Source organism: Candidatus Aquicultor secundus, from assembly GCF_002791875.1.
GTDB lineage: Bacteria > Actinomycetota > Aquicultoria > Aquicultorales > Aquicultoraceae > Aquicultor_A > Aquicultor_A secundus.
On record NZ_PFNG01000182.1, the window covers coordinates 1 to 1,144 of the forward strand.

Below are 1,144 nucleotides of genomic sequence, written 5' to 3' on the forward strand. Positions count from 1 at the left end.
CGGCCGTGGCCATGCCGGTTTGGGTTTTGCGCCTCGATAGCGTTGGCAAGGGCCTCGATAGTTTTGCGGTATACGTTTCTAATACCTAAGAATGACTTAAAAGAAAGCCTGGTTACTAAAAGCGGCAGGAAAAATATTACTAAACTCCAGTAGCCCATCCCCCTATACATGATGGCAAGAAGCACACCGATTGACGAGAAGTGGACTCCTTAGCAACCCCTTTTTCAACTCAGCGCCGGGTTGGTGGCTGATATCTGTAAAAAAGGGGAAGAATAAAGGTAACCGGATATTTGGGGGTTTTTAGGCATGAAAAAGCTACTATCGGTGACCGCCGAGCAGATGAGGGAAATTGACCGTGTGGTCGCCTATCAATACGGATTGCAACCGGTTCAGTTGGCGGAAAACGCGGGGCGTGCGCTTGCACGGGCATGTCGCCTGCTGTTGGAGGGAAGGCTTATAAAACGTAGGATCATCGTGCTTGCCGGCACCAATAAAAATGCGGCGGGCGGACTGGCTGCGGCCCACAACTTGCACGATTGGGGGGCGCACGTTGAAGTGGCGCTCGCCACCCCCGATAGCTCGCTAAAGAAAACCGCGCTCACGCAGCTTAATATTTTGAGATCGATGGATATCGAAATCGGTGAGACGAGCGGGCTTAACATCGCTCGTTTAAGCAAGTTCGACCTGATAATCGATGCGCTCTTGGGATATAGTGCGTACGGCTCTCCGGCGGCGGAGTATGCGGATGCTATTAATGCGGCAAATAAATCAAAAAAGGAGATTATCTCGCTCAATGTGCCCTCGGGGCTCAATACGACGACGGGACAGGCCTATAACCCGTGCATCATCGCAAGCGCAACGGTGACCCTGGGCGTTCTCAAAACCGGCCTGCTGGCCGCCGAGGCCGCCCCATATGTAGGGCAGCTATGGCTCGCCGATATCGGTATCCCGCCTGAGGTATACGCCACGCTCGACTTGAAAGGGAACAATCCGTTTCTCGACGACGACCTCGTGCTCATCCACCGCGAGGAAGCGGCGCTCGGCATAACGGCAACGGCTTAAAGCGGTAGCCGACATGGCGTACCGTCTCGATCAGGTTGGCATACTTGCTGCCGAGCTTTGAGCGCAGGCGGCGTATGTGCAC

The 1,144-nt window shown here is 54.3% G+C and carries 2 protein-coding genes; one reads left to right on the top strand and one right to left on the bottom strand.

Going from position 1 to position 1,144, the window contains the following annotated elements:
- The first annotated feature begins 306 nt into the window (after positions 1-306).
- On the top strand, positions 307-1,062 hold the full coding sequence (locus COY37_RS07760) for an NAD(P)H-hydrate epimerase (protein ID WP_286977088.1): 756 nt from the start codon (positions 307-309) through the stop codon (positions 1,060-1,062).
- On the opposite strand, the gene COY37_RS07765 is transcribed toward COY37_RS07760, so the two are convergent.
- A complete protein-coding gene (locus COY37_RS07765; RefSeq protein ID WP_286977089.1) occupies positions 1,016-1,144 on the bottom strand; it encodes a helix-turn-helix domain-containing protein in 129 nt (42 codons plus the stop codon). The two genes, COY37_RS07760 and COY37_RS07765, sit on opposite strands and share 47 nt — an antisense overlap.

Bases quoted from the DNA above. Each gene is read 5' to 3' on its own strand.
- COY37_RS07760 (WP_286977088.1), top strand. From the start codon at position 307: ATGAAAAAGCTACTATCGGTGACCGCCGAGCAGATGAGGGAAATTGAC.